The organism is Cohaesibacter gelatinilyticus (genome assembly GCF_900215605.1).
Lineage (GTDB): Bacteria > Pseudomonadota > Alphaproteobacteria > Rhizobiales > Cohaesibacteraceae > Cohaesibacter > Cohaesibacter gelatinilyticus.
Genome location: NZ_OBEL01000004.1, coordinates 174666 through 190310, shown reverse-complemented (window position 1 = coordinate 190310; position 15645 = coordinate 174666). Strand labels below are relative to the sequence as shown.

General features: G+C 51.5%; 13 protein-coding genes. 8 read left to right on the top strand and 5 right to left on the bottom strand.

Features of this window, described 5'->3' with window-relative positions; translation table 11 throughout:
* Positions 1–40 precede the first annotated feature (40 nt).
* The 4 genes from CRO57_RS16840 to CRO57_RS16825 form a co-directional block, all read right to left on the bottom strand.
* Entirely contained in the window at positions 41–1291 is a 1251-nt protein-coding gene (locus CRO57_RS16840; protein WP_097154649.1) for a Zn-dependent hydrolase, read from the bottom strand.
* Positions 1292–1465: 174 nt separating this feature from the next.
* On the bottom strand, positions 1466–2794 hold the full coding sequence (gene aptA, locus CRO57_RS16835; protein ID WP_097154838.1) for an omega-aminotransferase AptA: 1329 nt from the start codon (positions 2792–2794) through the stop codon (positions 1466–1468).
* 284 nt (positions 2795–3078) lie between these two features.
* Positions 3079–4512, bottom strand: a complete 1434-nt coding sequence (locus tag CRO57_RS16830) for an NAD(P)(+) transhydrogenase (Re/Si-specific) subunit beta (protein ID WP_097154648.1) — start codon at positions 4510–4512, stop codon at positions 3079–3081.
* A gap of 10 nt (positions 4513–4522) precedes the next feature.
* On the bottom strand, positions 4523–6094 hold the full coding sequence (locus CRO57_RS16825) for a Re/Si-specific NAD(P)(+) transhydrogenase subunit alpha (RefSeq protein ID WP_097154647.1): 1572 nt from the start codon (positions 6092–6094) through the stop codon (positions 4523–4525).
* Between the two features lie 426 nt (positions 6095–6520).
* Here CRO57_RS16825 and cofG point away from each other — a divergent pair, with 426 nt between their 5' ends.
* The 8 genes from cofG (at position 6521) to CRO57_RS16780 (ending at position 14214) form a co-directional block, all read left to right on the top strand.
* A complete protein-coding gene (gene cofG, locus CRO57_RS16815) occupies positions 6521–7660 on the top strand; it encodes a 7,8-didemethyl-8-hydroxy-5-deazariboflavin synthase CofG (RefSeq protein WP_097154645.1) in 1140 nt (379 codons plus the stop codon).
* Positions 7657–9051 (top strand): 5-amino-6-(D-ribitylamino)uracil--L-tyrosine 4-hydroxyphenyl transferase CofH, encoded by a 1395-nt coding sequence (gene cofH, locus CRO57_RS16810; RefSeq protein ID WP_097154644.1) that lies wholly within the window; start codon positions 7657–7659, stop codon positions 9049–9051. Before cofG ends, cofH begins: the two co-directional genes overlap by 4 nt.
* Complete coding sequence (gene cofD, locus CRO57_RS16805) at positions 9051–10034, top strand: 2-phospho-L-lactate transferase (RefSeq protein ID WP_097154643.1); 984 nt, start codon at positions 9051–9053, stop codon at positions 10032–10034. Before cofH ends, cofD begins: the two co-directional genes overlap by 1 nt.
* Positions 10031–10711: a 2-phospho-L-lactate guanylyltransferase gene (gene cofC, locus CRO57_RS16800; RefSeq protein WP_097154642.1), complete on the top strand. Its 681-nt coding sequence runs from the start codon at positions 10031–10033 to the stop codon at positions 10709–10711. The genes cofD and cofC overlap by 4 nt, the downstream gene beginning before the upstream one ends.
* Positions 10708–11532 (top strand): coenzyme F420-0:L-glutamate ligase, encoded by an 825-nt coding sequence (cofE, locus tag CRO57_RS16795; RefSeq protein WP_097154641.1) that lies wholly within the window; start codon positions 10708–10710, stop codon positions 11530–11532. Before cofC ends, cofE begins: the two co-directional genes overlap by 4 nt.
* A complete protein-coding gene (gene npdG / locus CRO57_RS16790; protein WP_097154640.1) occupies positions 11529–12197 on the top strand; it encodes an NADPH-dependent F420 reductase in 669 nt (222 codons plus the stop codon). The genes cofE and npdG overlap by 4 nt, the downstream gene beginning before the upstream one ends.
* A 75-nt stretch (positions 12198–12272) precedes the next feature.
* Positions 12273–13274, top strand: a complete 1002-nt coding sequence (locus CRO57_RS16785) for a TIGR03842 family LLM class F420-dependent oxidoreductase (protein WP_097154639.1) — start codon at positions 12273–12275, stop codon at positions 13272–13274.
* Positions 13275–13584: 310 nt separating this feature from the next.
* Complete coding sequence (locus tag CRO57_RS16780; RefSeq protein ID WP_097154837.1) at positions 13585–14214, top strand: TetR family transcriptional regulator C-terminal domain-containing protein; 630 nt, start codon at positions 13585–13587, stop codon at positions 14212–14214.
* Between the two features lie 111 nt (positions 14215–14325).
* Here CRO57_RS16780 and CRO57_RS16775 read toward each other — a convergent pair whose 3' ends face one another.
* Positions 14326–15627 carry a glycerate kinase type-2 family protein gene (locus CRO57_RS16775; protein ID WP_097154638.1) on the bottom strand — a complete coding sequence of 434 codons (1302 nt, stop codon included), beginning with the start codon at positions 15625–15627 and terminating at the stop codon, positions 14326–14328.
* Between the last annotated feature and the right edge of the window lie 18 nt (positions 15628–15645).

Genomic DNA, 15645 nt, shown 5'->3' with positions numbered 1-15645 from the left:
TCGGGCGCTGCCTTCATTTCAAAAGGCGCGCCCGTATATTTCACTCAACAATTTCAGCCGTTTCCAGCACTGCGTGGAACAACACGTCGGCCCCGGCCATTGCCCAATCCTTGGAAATTTCCTCATCTTCGTTATGGCTCAAGCCATCAACACAAGGGCACATGATCATTGCAGTTGGAGCGACGCGATTGACCCAGCAGGCATCGTGACCTGCACCAGAAATGATGTTGCGATGGGAATAGCCAAGGCGCTCCGCAGCATCCCGCACGGATGTCACGCAGCGCTCATCAAAGGTCACAGGATCAAAATGGCCAACGGCTTCAATCTCAATACCAAGTTCGAGTTCTGCTGCAATCTTTGGTGCTTCAGCTTCCAGTTTGGCTTTCATGCCATCCAGAACATCGCGATGTGGCGAGCGGAAATCGATGGTGAAGACGACCTTGCCCGGAATTACGTTGCGTGAATTTGGATAGACATCGCAATGGCCGATAGCACCAACAGCTTCAGGTTGATTTTCCATGGCAATCTGATGCACCAGCTCGGTGATGCGCGCCATGCCAAGACCGGCATTCTTACGCATAGGCATTGGCGTGGAACCGGTATGGCTGTCTTTACCGGTAATGGTAACTTCGAGCCACCACAGGCCCTGGCCATGGGTGACAACGCCAATATCTTTTTCTTCAATTTCCAGAATTGGACCTTGTTCGATATGCAATTCGAACATGGAATGCAGCTTGCGCTGACCGACAGGCTCATCGCCGACAAAGCCCACACGCTTCAGCTCATCACCAAACTTCTTACCTTCCGCATCTTCACGATCATAAGCCCAATCCTGAGTATGCATTCCAGCAAAAACACCTGACGCCAGCATGGCAGGGGCGAAACGGGTGCCTTCTTCGTTGGTCCAGTTCACTACTTCAATCGGTCGGCGGGTTTTGATGCCTTGATCACGAATGGCACGTACCACTTCCAGCCCAGCCAGAACACCAAGCACACCATCATACTTGCCACCTGTTGGCTGGGTATCGAGATGGGAGCCGATCATGACCGGATCAAGGCTGTTATCTTCGCCTTCCATACGAGCAAACATGTTGCCCATGGTGTCAATCCCCATGGTCATGCCTGCATCTTCACACCAGCTGGTAAATAGACGACGGCCTTCTGCATCTTCATCAGTCAGTGTTTGACGATTGTTGCCGCCACGCATGCCAGGGCCGATTTTTGCCATTTCCATCAGGCTGTCCCAAAGACGATCGGGATTAATACGGTGATTTGAGCCCAATTTGCTCATGATATTCCTCCAAAAGGCCCGGCTGGACCAGCGAACGCATGACCGGGTTTGAATAGGTCTTTAAGGGTAAGAGGGCATCCGACTGTGGTGATTGCTTATGAACTGGATGCACCTGTCAAACGAAGAGAGAGCTTACGGGTAGAGAAGAACACTCCACCCGACCACTCTGGATGATTAGTCGATCTCCTTCAAGACATCGCCAAGAGTATCGATCAGCTGATCAATCTCGTGCTTTTCTATGATCAAAGGAGGAGACATGGCTATAATGTCACCAGTTGTTCGGATCAGACTGCCTTTATCATAGGCTTTCAGGAAAGCGCTGAAGGCACGGCGAGTCGGCTCATTGGCGATAGGCTCCAACTCGACTGCACCGATCAGACCAGCACAGCGAATATCTGTAACATGAGGGAGCCCCTTCAAGCTGAACAACGCATCCTGCCAATAAGGCGCCAATTCAGCAGCACGCTCGAATAATTGCTGTTCTTTATAGACATCCAGCGATGCGAGACCTGCTGCTGCTGCCATCGGATTGCCGGAATAGGTATAACCATGGAACAGCTCGATCATATAGTCCGGGCCATTCATGAAGGCATCATGGATTTCATCACTCACCAGCACCGCACCCATTGGAATGATACCGTTGGTCAGGCCTTTGGCGGTGGTGATCATGTCGGGCACCACGCCAAAATAGTCGGCACCAAATGGTGCACCAAGACGACCAAATGCAGTGATCACCTCATCAAAGATCAACAGAATGCCATGCTTCCTGGTGATGTCGCGCAAACGCTGCAAATAGCCTTTTGGTGGCAACAACACACCGGTGGATCCTGCCATTGGCTCGACTATGACAGCGGCAACGGTCTCCGGACCATGCAGAGCTACGATACGCTCCAGATCATCCGCTAAATCCGCACCATGCTCCGGCAAACCTTTACTAAAGGCGTTCTTTTCAGGCAGGTGCGTGTGAGGAAGATGATCAACACCGGTCAACAGGCTGCCAAAATGGCGGCGATTATTGACGATACCACCAACAGAGATACCGCCAAAATTCACACCATGATAGCCGCGTTCGCGACCAATCAGGCGAGTGCGTGTCCCCTGCCCTTTGGCACGATGATAGGCAATGGCCAGTTTCAGAGCAGTTTCAACGGATTCAGACCCGGAATTGGTGTAGAAAACATGGTTGAGATCACCCGGAGCAAGATCTGCCAGACGATTGGCCAGCTCAAATGCCTTTGGATGGCCCATCTGAAATGCGGGCGCATAATCCAGCTCTTCAATCTGGTTCTTGACTGCTTCAACAATCTTAGGCTGCTTATGGCCAGCATTGACACACCACAGCCCTGCGGTTCCATCCAGAACCTGACGGCCGTCCGAGGTGGTATAATACATGCCGTCTGCAGCGACAAACATGCGCGGCGACTTTTTGAACTGGCGATTGGATGTGAATGGCATCCAGAAGGCATTTAGGTCATTCGGCACTGCTGAGGTAGCGACGTTCATCTTGATCTCCATCTCAAATTTGACCATTTGATAAAATTTAAGAATATTTTAATCAGACAGTCAATCTTGAATTTAATTTTGTTCTGTTGTTGAAAAAATCGACCACAAAAGGCAAAGTTGACGACTTTTCCCTACTTTTAGCCTTTTCTCTCAGTCTGTTAGACCTTGTTTTAGAAATGGTCCAGAGTAGAAAACAGAGTATTTATGTCAAAAATTCCGAATTCTTTTGTTTATTTTTTGACCATTTGGTTCTCTTTTTGCTCAATTCTTCCTCTGGACAAATCTCATGAAATTGATCCCAATAGGCTATCTAGAGATGCTTTAGCGTCTCCGTAGAACATGCGGGTATTTTCCTTGTAGAAGAGCGGGTTTTCGATGCCGGAATAACCGGTGCCTTGTCCGCGCTTGGAAACGAAGACCTGCTTGGCCTTCCAGCATTCAAGGACGGGCATGCCAGCGATTGGGCTGTTCGGATCATCCTGTGCCGCCGGATTGACGATGTCATTGGAGCCAATGACGATGGCCACATCGGTTTCCGGGAAGTCCTCATTGATCTCGTCCATTTCCAGAACGATGTCATAAGGAACCTTGGCTTCAGCCAGCAGAACATTCATGTGACCGGGAAGACGGCCAGCCACCGGATGGATGGCAAAGCGGACATTCTTGCCCTTGGCACGCAGACGCTTGGTCAACTCGGATACGGACTGCTGAGCCTGCGCCACAGCCATGCCATAGCCTGGAATGATGATGACACTGTCAGCCTCTTCCAACGCTGCAACAACCCCATCAGACTCGATGGCAATCATCTCACCAGACACTTCCATCGCAGGACCACCGGTGCCACCAAAGCCGCCAAGGATCACAGAGACAAAGTTGCGGTTCATGGCCTTGCACATGATGTAGGACAGGATCGCACCGGAGGAGCCAACAAGCGCACCGACCACGATAAGAAGGTCATTGCCAAGGGAGAAACCAATGGCCGCTGCCGCCCAACCGGAATAGGAGTTGAGCATGGACACAACAACCGGCATATCCGCGCCACCAATGCCCATGATCAGGTGATAGCCAATGAAGAAGGCCAGCAGGGTCATGACCACAAGGGTCCAGATACCAGCGTCATTGAAATACATGATGCCGAGGATCAGGGAGCCAATGGCTGCACCGGCATTGAGGGCATGACCACCGGGCAGTTTTTCTGCAGCGGAAGTCACCTTGCCTGCCAGCTTGCCAAAGGCAATGACAGAGCCGGTGAAGGTCACAGCACCAATGAAGATGCCAAGGAAGACTTCAACCTTGAGGATGGACAGCTCGGCGCTGGACTTCTTGGCCAGCAGAGCAGCAAAGCCTTCCAGACCCTTGCGGGCACTCTCGTCCATGGCCAGAACACGGCTCAGTTCGATATCGGCATTGAAGCCGACAAAGACAGCCGCCAGACCAACGAGAGAGTGCATCGCAGCCACAAGCTGTGGCATCTCGGTCATCTGAACCTTTTGCGCCACCTGATAGCCAATGGCACCGCCACCGGCAATCAGCAGGAGCGAGAGCAGCCACAGGCCGGAGCCCGGACCAATCAGGGTGGCGAGAACCGCCAGAGCCATACCGGCAATGCCATACCAGACAGCGCGCTTGGCGCTTTCCTGACCGGACAGACCGCCAAGGCTAAGAATGAAAAGAACAGCCGCAACCACATAGGCGGCAGTGGTAAAACCAAAATCCATGTCGCCCTCCTTATGACTTCTGGAACATGGCGAGCATGCGCCGGGTGACCAGGAACCCACCAAAGATGTTGATGCCGGCCATGAAGACGGACAGGGCCGCCAGGATGATCACCAGCCAGGAACCGGAGCCGATCTGCATCAGGGCCCCCAGAATGATGATGGATGAAATGGCGTTGGTCACCGCCATCAAAGGCGTATGCAGGCTGTGAGAGACATTCCAGATGACCTGGAAGCCCACGAAACAGGCCAGCACAAACACAATGAAATGCTGCATGAAGCTGGCAGGCGCCACAGCACCGACGAGCAACATAAGAGCCGTACCAACGCCAAGCAGGGTCACCTGGCTCCTGGTCTGGGCCTTGAACTCGGCAACCTCGGCCGCTCTCTTCTCTTCCGGCGTCAGCTCCTTCACTTCCTTCTTCGGCTGAGCCGCAATGGCTGCAATCTTTGGAGGAGGAGGCGGGAAGGTGATCTCACCCTGATAGGTGACGGTCGCACCACGGATCACATCATCTTCCATATCATGGACAACCTGGCCATCCTTCTCAGGGGTCAGATCGGTCAGCATGTGACGGATATTGGAGGCATAAAGCTCGGAAGATTGATTGGCCATGCGGGATGGGAAATCGGTATAGCCGATGATGGTCACACCATTCTCGGTCACGATCTTCTCATCAGCCACGGTCAGCTTGCAATTGCCACCCTTTTCCGCTGCCAGATCCACGATCACGGATCCGGTCTTCATGGAGGCAACCATATCCTCGGTCCACAGCTCCGGTGCTTCACGGTTCGGGATCAGGGCGGTGGTGATGACGATATCAATCTCTGGTGCCAGTTCACGGAACTTGGCCAGCTGGGCTTCGCGGAACTCCGGAGAGGAGACAGCTGCATAGCCGCCTGTGGCAGCACCATCCTGCTGTTCTTCCTCAAAATCCAGATAGACGAATTCCGCGCCCATGGATTCAACCTGCTCGGCCACTTCAGGGCGCACGTCAAAGGCATAAGTGATGGCACCAAGAGAGGTAGAGGTGCCAATCGCTGCCAGACCTGCAACGCCTGCTCCAATCACCAGGACCTTGGCTGGCGGAACCTTGCCCGCTGCCGTGATCTGACCGGTGAAGAAGCGTCCGAAATTGTTGCCAGCCTCAATCACCGCACGATAGCCGGCAATATTGGCCATGGAGGACAGAGCATCCATCTTCTGGGCACGTGAGATACGAGGGACCATTTCCATCGCAATCACATTGGCGCCCTTGGACTTCGCAATCTCCATGCCTTCCTCATTCCCGGCCGGGTTGAAGAAGCTGATCAGCGTCTTGTTCTTGTTCAGGCGTTTGGTCTCGGTCACATTTGGCTGACGGACCTTGGCGATGATGTCAGAAGCCTTCCACAAAGCCGCTGCCGTTGCAATGATCTCAACGCCCGCCGCTTCATAGTCCGCATCCGAAAAACCCGCTGCCTGACCCGCACCAATCTCAATCGCACACTCATAGCCCAGCTTCTGTAAATGCTTGGCAACTGAAGGCGTCATTCCAACACGAGCCTCCCCACCAAACACCTCTCTAGGTGTTCCTATCTTCAATTTTGTTCCTCCTTCAACGAACAGAGCGAGCCCGTATTGTTGATGGCTGGCCCAGGAACATATGCTCCTATGGCTCATTATTATTGAGGCTAGGATAGATAAGAAAAATAAATTTATCAAATGGTCAAAAAATAAATAAATTTCAAAGTTCGATTAACTCCATGAAATCTATATGCTAAATTTTTCTTAAGCCCTGTGATAAACGCTGAAGTCGCCAAACATGCATATACATGCCAAAACAAGGCGCGAGTCCACTTCAATTTTCGAAATAAATATATATAAATCAATAATATGAAAACAATCCAAGCAAATTCCCCCTTCCTGTTTCTGAGTGCTATTTTCAGATTCATCGAACTTTGCACTTCACACTTGATCCATTGACCTCAATTTTACCTTTTGATAAAAATTTTATCGGGAGGTAAAAACATGCTTTCACTTGAGACTGCTCTAACACTCGGAAATATCAGCGAAACTGAGCTCGCAGATCTGATGCAAGCAGCATCGGATGTCCGGGAAAAGCACTGGGGGAATGTGGTCACATATTCCCGCAAAGTATTCGTACCTCTCACCAACATGTGCAGGGATACCTGCTCCTATTGCACCTTCGTCAAACATCCCGATCATCCGGACGCCAACATCATGTCTCCTGAGCAAGTTCTTGCCACGGCAAGACGCGGTGAAGATCAGGGATGCAAGGAATTGCTCTTCAGTCTGGGTGAGAAGCCCGAGCTACGCTATGAAAAAGCGCGCGCAGCTTTGAACCAGCTGGGCTATGACAGCATGGTCGCCTATCTGGCAGACATGTGTCAGTTGGTTCTCGACGAGACCTCTCTCCTACCCCATGTGAATGCTGGCACATTGTCTGACGATGAGATCGACCAGCTCCGTCCATATAGCGCCTCCATGGGTATGATGCTGGAGACCATCAGCCGCCGCTTGACCCAAAAAGGGCAAGCGCATTATGCCTGCCCGGACAAGGTTCCCGTTCAACGCCTGCGCACTCTGGAGAGAACCGGGCAGAAGCAGGTTCCCTTCACCACAGGTCTGCTGATTGGTATTGGCGAAACATGGGAAGAGCGTGTGGAAGCACTCGCAGCCATCAATGAGGCACATAGACGTCATGGTCACATTCAGGAAGTGATCATTCAGAATTTCCAGACAAAGCCAGACATTGCAATGGCCAATCATCCAGAACCAAGTCTGGATGACATGTTGCGGACACTCGCCGTTGCCCGCCTGATGCTGTCTCCAGAAATCAGCCTGCAAGCTCCGCCAAACCTGCATGTGCGCCACGCCGATTATCTGGCAGCCGGTATCAATGATTGGGGCGGCATTTCCCCTGTAACCATCGACTTCATCAATCCGCAGCATAGCTGGCCAGAGATTGATGCCCTTGCCGCCTCTACATCCAAAGCAGGCCTGACCCTGCAAGAGCGCCTGACCATCTATCCGCGCTTCCTTCGCAATCACGATGTCTTTATGGATCCCGCCCTCGTTGCTCGCGCCAGTGCCATGGCTCGTACCGATGGGCTGGCCAAACATCAAGTTTCAGGAGATTTGGTATGACACCTACGAATTCACTCTCCTCATCAGCAGAGCGGATTGCCTTCTCCGGATTGCGCTCCTTAAGAGACCTGAACCTTGAGATCAGTGCATTGAGCGAACAAATTCGGCTGATTTTGGCCAAAGCACTGGCTCGCGAGGAAATCAGCATTGCTGAAGGCATTACACTGTTTGAATGCGAAGGAGCTGATCTGGATGCGTTGAAACGGACAGCCAGCCATCTGTGTCATCAGGTCCATGGCGATCGCGTTGGCTTTGTGGTCAATCGCAACATCAACTTCACCAACATCTGTTACATGGGCTGCAAATTCTGCGGATTCGCCAAACGCTCTGAAGACAAAGGCGCGGAATTCCTGTCATTTGATCAGGTAGTCGCCCGGGCTCAGGAAGCCTGGGATCGCGGAGCAACGGAAGTTTGCATTCAGGGTGGACTTCACCCCAAGCTGGAAGGCACCTATTATCGGGATCTTTGCAAGGCTATAAAAGCAGCCCTACCAGACATGCATATTCATGCCTTCTCACCCTATGAGATCTGGTATGGCGCAGCCAAGAGCCGCATGTCCTACCACGACTTCATCTCTGATTTGATGGAAGCAGGCCTTGGTTCCATGCCGGGCACAGCTGCCGAAATTCTCGACACCGAGATCCGCCAACAGCTCACCAAAAACAAACTCAGCACAGAAAAATGGGTTGAGATCATTCGGGCCGCTCATGAAGTCGGACTGCCGACCACCGCCACTATCATGTATGGCCATATTGATGGACCTGAGCATTGGGCAGCGCATCTCGCTCTGTTGCGAGATATTCAAAAAGATACCGGTGGCTTTACCGAGCTGGTGCCCCTCAGTTTCGTTCATTCTGACAGTCCGCTTTACACGCAAAATCCTGACAAGGTGCGCCCAGGTCCGACTTCAATGGAGGTCGACAAGATGCATGCAGTCGCTCGTCTTATGTTGCACGGATGGATCGACAATATTCAGGTCTCCTGGACAAAGCTGGGACCAGATAGAGCAAGGCAGATGTTGCAAGCCGGGGTGAATGACCTTGGTGGCACATTGATGAATGAAAGCATTTCCCGTTCTGCCGGATCGGACTTCGGCCAGGAAATTACCCCCCATGAAATGGTTCAGATCATTCGAGGGGCAGGACGGGTCCCCTATCAACGCAACACCATCTATGAGACCAAGGCTTGCTACGCCAACAGCGACCCTGAAGAGCAAGCGCCATTGGTTGAGCGCAGTGTCGATCAGAATCTCAGCTTCCTGCGCATGTTCCCTGATGTTCGTGAGCAAGCTGGCGCTGGTGAGAGAGGACATCTCGAACCAAGCCAATCGCTTTGGGTTGGGGGGCGGCAAAGCGCAAGCAAAAATGCGGCAAATGGGGGAGCGAGCTAATGACACAGTTTAAAGTGAACAAACCCAATATCCTGTTGCTTGCTGGTGGCGTGGGTGGAGCAAAACTGGCAGAAGGCCTGGCCGCAATGGAAGGGATCAGTCTCTCAATCATCGGAAATATTGCCGACGATGAAATCTTCCACGGCCTGTGGGTCTCGCCTGACATAGACACCCTGACTTATAGCCTGTCCGGATTGGTCAATCGTGATCAGGGCTGGGGCCTTGCAGATGAAGGCTCAAAAGCGCTTGAGATGCTCAAAATCCTTGGCAATGACACCTGGATGTTTTTGGGTGACAAGGACTTCGGTCTTCATATCCATCGATCCAACCGCCTAAGGCAGGGTTACAGCCGATCAGAAATTGCCAGCGAAATTGCTCAATCTCTGGGCGTCAAAGTCCCTTTGATCTTGCCAACCGACGATGTTGTTCAGACCAGACTGAAAACAAATGAAGGCTGGATCCTGTTTCAGGACTATTTTGTGCGCCAAAGATGCGCGCCAGATGTGCTGGACATTCGCTTTGAAGGCGCGGAACAAGCCAAGCCTACATCGCAAGCACTGACAGCAATTGAGCAAGCTGATCTGATCATCATTGCGCCGTCCAATCCTATTCTCAGCATCGAGCCCATTCTGTCCATTCCGGGCTTAAAAGATGCGCTCCAATCTTCCAAAGCTTCCATCCTTGCAGTCAGCCCTTTGATTGCCGGAAAACCATTCAAGGGCCCTGCCGACAAGGTCATGGCATCTCTGGGCCTGGAAGCATCCGCCATAGGGGTTGCCAATCATTATCGCGATTTGATCGACCAGATTGTGATTGATGATCAGGATTGTGAAGCGACAGCTGAAATTGAAGACATGGGGATTGCCTGTGGTCTTGATGATATTTCCATGCGTGATCAGGCGGACAAGGTTCGTCTGGCCCGGTCGATCCTTGCCAATCATGTGTCATTCAATGGTTTCGTCTCATCGGAGGCCGCCCAATGAAACATCAGGAAAAATCTCCTAAGGATCTACTCTTCATCGTACCAATGAAGGATCCGAAACGTGCCAAAAGCCGCCTCTCCAATGTCTTGACAGATGGAACACGCCAACGTCTGGCATTGACCCTTTATCGGCAGACTTTGACTTTTCTTACCGGTCTTTCGAAACAAGCCGGATGTGATTTCGGCATTCTCGTCGTCACGAATTCTCAGCCTATCACCAATTTGGCCAGCGATTTTGGTGTGGGAACTTTGCAGCAGAGCGATGAAGGCGGCCTCAATGCAGCCGTTGCCGCCGGATGTGACTGGGCAACAGCCCATGACTATCGCTCTGTCTGCATTCTTCCCGCAGATCTCGCCGATCATGACAGCAAAGAGTACCTTCGTCTTCTAAGTTGCGCACGGACTGATCGCTCCATCATCATTTGCCCCTCGCAAGACCAAGGTACGAATGCACTGATGATCACCCCGCCGAACGCCTTGCCCTTCTGCTATGGCGCACAGTCATTTCATCGTCATCTGGAAGAGGCAGAGCACGTGGGTCTTCTTGCTGTAATCTTGCCACTTGAAGGTATTTCTCACGATATCGACAGCGCCAATGATTTGGCTCGTCCTGTTTCCTCTGCCATTCGCAACCTGTTGAAAACGCGCTCTTTCCGCATTCAGGAGGCCCGCTCATGACACTTGCTCATTCAAGACCATTGGACAGCCTTACCAACCTGTCTTCGTCCCCCTTCTCACTGCAGATTGCACCTATCCCCAATATCCCTGAGATTTCGGAAGGCGACGATCTTGGAGTGATCATCGCAAAGTGTCTGGAGAATGCTCAGCTATCCTTGACTGACGGTGACATTCTCACCTCAGCTCACAAAATTTTCTCCAAGGCCGAAGGCGCCGTCGTCAATATGGCCGATGTAACACCGGGTCAGGAAGCCATGCGCTACGCGGAGGAACTGAACAAGGACCCTCGCAAGATCGAAGTCATTCTCTCCCAAAGCAAGCGCGTCATTCGCTCTTTCAAGCGTCCTGAGCAAAATGAGGGCACGATGATTTGCGAGCACCGCCTTGGCTTCATTTCGGCCAATGCCGCAGTTGATGAATCCAATACCGGTGAGGATGGAAGCCTCATCCTTCTGCCACACAATCCTGATGCCAGCGCAAAGGCAGTCTGCGATTACCTTTCCCGGCACTTCAACGCCCGTATCGGATTTGCAATCACCGACACCTTTGGCCGCCCTTGGCGCATCGGACAAGTGAATGTCGCAGTCGGTTTGGCCGACCTTCCCGCAACCATTCGCGAGCAAGGCAACCTCGACGCCCATGGTCGTCTTCTCAGTGTAACCGAGCCTGCTTTTGCCGATGAACTGGCAGCAGCATCGGGACTTGTCATTCGCAAGTCCGCCCAAACACCTGTGGTGCTGTTCCGTGGGCTGGATTGGCAGAAAACTGAAAGTGCAGCGCAAGACCTGTTGCGCCCCAATAAGGAGAATATGTTCAAATGACGATAGCAATCATTGGCGGCACAGGTCCGCAAGGACAAGGCCTTGCCCTACGTTTTGCCCGTGCAGGCGTTCGCGTCGCCCTTGGCTCACGCGATGGTATACGCGGCGCGGAAATCGCGGCCTCTCTGATGAAGAAATTGCCAGAAGGATCAGCAGATATTATCGGCATCGATAATATCGCTGCAACACAGGCAGCCGACGAAATGGTGGTTCTGGCGGTCCCTTTCTCTGCTCACAATGTGACATTGGAAAGCCTGAGGCCACACCTTGCCGGCAAAATTCTGGTCGATATCGTTGTGCCTCTCGCAGCTAACGATCCAAAACTGGTGGAGATGCCACCGGAAGGATCTGCAACTGAGGCAGCTCAAGCGTTGCTTGGCAGCGATATCCCTGTGATAGGCGCTCTGCATAACGTGTCTGCCACGACCCTCAACAATCTGGATTGGCCAATCAATTGCGACATTCTGATTTGTGGCAACTCGTTAGAAGCCCGCAAGAAGGTCATGGCGCTTGTCTCCAAGCTGGATGTGCAGACCTATAACGCAGGCAATGCGCAAGCTGCACGCTGCATCGAGGCCATAACACCCATTCTGATCCGTCAGAATATCTCCAAGGCCGTTCCCTTCACACATGCTGGCATCAAGATCTGGGCTCCGGATCATTGATCCCTCATTCAAACAATCATCTTACATCAATTCGCACCCTGAACGGGGGCACAGACATACCGACAGGAGGATCTCATGGAATTTGGAATTTGTTTTAAAGGCTTCGTTGAGCCAGATCGCGCCCGGGCATTGGTTCGCCAGGCAGAGAATGCTGGCTTTGCCTATTGCTGGTTTTATGACAGTCACATTCTGTGGCGCGAGAGCTATGTGGCAATGGCCATGTGCATGGAACACACCAAGACCATGCGCTTCGGTCCTTGTGTAACCAACCCCAACACCCGTGACTGGTCTCATGCAGCCAGCTTGTTCGGCTCCCTCGCCAAACAATCCAATGGTCGTTTTGATATTGGCCTTGGTCGTGGTGATAGTGCGGTTCGTGTCATGGGGAAGAAGCCAGCGCCATTGAAACGTCTGGAAGAATTCACCCATGTGGTAAAAGCTCTTATTCGTGGCGAAGAAGCGCAATATGGCGAATGCCCGGAGCCGGTAAAATTCCCTTGGGCCGACGGATATGAGCTCCCTGTCTGGGTGGCAGCCTATGGTCCGAAAGCTCTTTCTTCTGCTGGTCGTGTAGGCGATGGTTTGATCCTGCAGATTGCTGAGCCAGCAATTTGTAAATGGCTGGGTAACCAGGCAAAGGCAGCAGGTGAAGCCGAAGGACGCGATATGTCCAATTTCCGTATTCAGGCGGCAGCACCAGCCTGGACTGGTTCCCGTGAGGAAGGCCGCGCGGCGACCAAATGGTTCCCTGCCATGGTCGGCAATCATGTCGCGGATATTGTCGAAAAATATGGCACCGAACGTGAAGATATTCCATCTTCCCTGACGTCCTATATCAAGGATCGCAAGGGCTACGACTATTCCAAGCACGGTCAGAGTTCAAACCCATATCTCGACTTCATCACTGATGATGTCATCGACAGCTTCTGCGTATTGGGTGAAACAGATGAGCATATTTCCAAACTAAACGAGTTGGAAAAAGCGGGTGTAACCCAGTTCAATATCTATCTGGATAGTGGAAACGAAGAGAAAATCATCGCCGATTACGGTGAGAAAATCATTCCCGCTTTTGCATGATTTCCTCTTTACCGAATTTCACTCATGATCAAGGCCGGGTCTCTCAACACCCGGCCTTATCACAATCCAGGGAGCAAACTGCCATATTCAACTTTTCTGTGATTTGGATACTTTGAATTCTGTGCTTTATCTGCTATTGGCAACACCGATTTCGCAATGGACTTAACTATTGAAGAAAACCAGCAGATAGAAAATTTCGTATAATTGCGTGTGCTCCGTGCTTTCCCTATGGTTGAAGACTGGAAAGTGCAATAGAGACATGCATTGCGAGTTTCTCGTGGGCAAATTTCAAAAGAGAGATCTTCACACAATGGCAAGAGCCTCAAATTCCAAAGGCAAAACGCGTATCCAGAAGGAAAAAACAGAGCAGATTCTTTCTGCTGCGCTGGATATTTTCTCTGCCTATGGTTTTCGTGGAGCAACAATTGATCAGGTGGCGGAAAAAGCCGGGATCTCCAAACCAAACCTTCTCTATTATTTCGACAATAAAGAAGCTGTCCATGCAGAGTTGATCAAGCGTCTTCTCTATATCTGGCTGGATCCTCTGAACCAGCTCAATGAAGAGGGTGAGCCTGTAGAAGAAATCTGTGCCTATGTTCAACGCAAGCTTGAGATGGCACGCGATTATCCGCGTGAGAGCCGCCTTTTTGCAAACGAAATCCTGCAAGGCGCCCCACGTATCGATACTCTGATATCAGGCACCTTGAAGCTGATGGTTGATGAAAAGGTCTCTGTCATTGCCAATTGGGTTGCAACAGGCAAAATCAATGATGTAGATCCTCATCATCTGCTCTTTTCAATCTGGTCCACAACACAGCATTATGCCGACTTTGATGTGCAGGTACGCACACTGACTGGCCCAAAAGCCAAAGACAGATTCGAAGATGCATCCAAATATCTGGATTTTCTGTTCAGAAGTGCTCTCACCCCTCGATCATGAAATACCAATCCCTATATCTGCCGATACATTCAGAGTGGTTTCTTCAAAATGATCTGTGCCAGAAAGTAGTAGAAAAACAACAAGGTCTCCAATTACGAGACAATCTCTCATTCATGAGATCAGGAAAATCTGCAGATCAGCGACATTGGTTCCTGTTGCACCAGTAAGCAACAGATCATTGGCCATGGAAAGTGCGTGGTAGCTATCATTGTTGTCAAGCAAGGCTTGCGGATTTCCTCCGGCCTCTCGAATACGCGAAAGCGTGCCGCCATCAACAATCGCACCTGCTGCATCAGTTGGTCCGTCTCGACCATCTGTGCCACCACTCAGGAAAATCCAATCTCCCTGATAGTCTGCCTGTTCCATTAACATCGCAACACGAAGTGCAAGTTCCTGATTGCGCCCGCCAAGCCCGTCTCCCTTGAGATGTACGGTGGTTTCACCGCCAAAAAGCAATGGGACACCGGGTTTGGCATCCTCGACCTGTTGCATGATGAAGAGTGCCGCCTCATCAACCGTCCCATCCAAGGGGATCTCGATCCTCTTGGCCACGCCTTTACAATGTTTCATCATCGCTTCAACAGAGCCGGCATTGCTGCCTACGAGCACTGCTTCACTCTTGTTTTCTGATATTGCCGCTCCATCGTGATCATCATCTTGTTGCAGATGCGCCTGGACATGCATCGGCAATTGATCAAACAGATCGAGATCTTCCAGAATTTGTCGGGCCTGTCGATTGTTTCCGATCGGTGCAATGGTCGGGCCACTGGCAATCACTCTCAGATCATCACCAATCACATCAGAAAGAATGAGACTGCGCATGCGCGCTGGCCTGGCGCAAGCTGCCAAACGCCCACCTTTGATTGCGGAAAGGGTCTGCCGCACCAAATTCATTTGGGTGATATCAGCCCCCGATGCCAACAGTCGGGTATTGACGTCCATCTTGTCTTCAAGGCTGAGACCAATGGCTGGCAGCGGCAACAAAGCCGAACCACCACCACTGATCAGGAACAATACGAAATCCTTCTCATCAGCATTTTCCACCAACTCCTTCACTGATTTTGCTGCAATCAATCCATTTGCATCGGGGACAGGATGTCCCGCCGCATAGCAAGTCCCTGAAAAACCTGACCGGCCGTTTTTGAGTTTCTGCTGCAAGGCCTCGTGATTTTCATAATTGGTGACAGCAATTGCCGTCACATCAGGATGGCTTTCAAAATGATCCAGAGCTGATTCCGCCATGCCAAGCGCTGCTTTACCAATTGCTACAATGAAAAGCTTGCCGTTATCCGCCAAATTCAACGGACTATCGTTCAAATGAGAAAGGACCGAATTTCGCGGGTCGGCAGCAGCAACACCAGCCAAAAAGATTTCACGTACCTGCTGACGCATTGTTTCGATCTTAGTTGTCATTTCTTATTGCTTTCCGAT

Excerpts from the sequence above, each read along its gene's own strand:
- CRO57_RS16840 (WP_097154649.1), bottom strand. The coding sequence starts at position 1,291 with ATGAGCAAATTGGGCTCAAATCACCGTATTAATCCCGATCGTCTTTGG.
- aptA (WP_097154838.1), bottom strand. The coding sequence starts at position 2,794 with ATGAACGTCGCTACCTCAGCAGTGCCGAATGACCTAAATGCCTTCTGG.
- CRO57_RS16830 (WP_097154648.1), bottom strand. The coding sequence starts at position 4,512 with ATGGATTTTGGTTTTACCACTGCCGCCTATGTGGTTGCGGCTGTTCTT.
- cofG (WP_097154645.1), top strand. The coding sequence starts at position 6,521 with ATGCTTTCACTTGAGACTGCTCTAACACTCGGAAATATCAGCGAAACT.
- cofH (WP_097154644.1), top strand. The coding sequence starts at position 7,657 with ATGACACCTACGAATTCACTCTCCTCATCAGCAGAGCGGATTGCCTTC.
- cofD (WP_097154643.1), top strand. The coding sequence starts at position 9,051 with ATGACACAGTTTAAAGTGAACAAACCCAATATCCTGTTGCTTGCTGGT.
- cofC (WP_097154642.1), top strand. The coding sequence starts at position 10,031 with ATGAAACATCAGGAAAAATCTCCTAAGGATCTACTCTTCATCGTACCA.
- cofE (WP_097154641.1), top strand. The coding sequence starts at position 10,708 with ATGACACTTGCTCATTCAAGACCATTGGACAGCCTTACCAACCTGTCT.
- npdG (WP_097154640.1), top strand. The coding sequence starts at position 11,529 with ATGACGATAGCAATCATTGGCGGCACAGGTCCGCAAGGACAAGGCCTT.
- CRO57_RS16785 (WP_097154639.1), top strand. The coding sequence starts at position 12,273 with ATGGAATTTGGAATTTGTTTTAAAGGCTTCGTTGAGCCAGATCGCGCC.
- CRO57_RS16780 (WP_097154837.1), top strand. The coding sequence starts at position 13,585 with ATGGCAAGAGCCTCAAATTCCAAAGGCAAAACGCGTATCCAGAAGGAA.
- CRO57_RS16775 (WP_097154638.1), bottom strand. The coding sequence starts at position 15,627 with ATGACAACTAAGATCGAAACAATGCGTCAGCAGGTACGTGAAATCTTT.